Raw genomic sequence first — 276 nt, forward strand, 5'->3', positions numbered from 1 at the left:
GTCGGGCCTGGCCGCGCGCCTGATGATCGACGCCTCGCACGCCAACAGCAGCAAGAAGCACGAAAACCAGATCCCGGTGTGCGAAGACATCGGCCGCCAGATGGCTGCCGGCGACAACCGCATCGTCGGTGTGATGGTGGAGTCGCACATCAACGCCGGCCGCCAGGACCACGTGCAAGGCACGCCGGTGTCCGACCTGGCCTACGGCCAGAGCGTGACCGACGCCTGCATCGGCTGGGACGATTCGGTGAAGGTGCTGGAAACGCTGGCCGAGGC

Annotated in this window: 1 pseudogene; it reads left to right on the forward strand. The window is 67.0% G+C overall.

The annotated features are described in order from the left end of the window. Positions 1-276: pseudogene (locus ACVA6Q_RS24655) on the forward strand (3-deoxy-7-phosphoheptulonate synthase); the annotation flags it as partial.

Source organism: Vibrio sp. DNB22_10_4 (genome assembly GCF_052879755.1).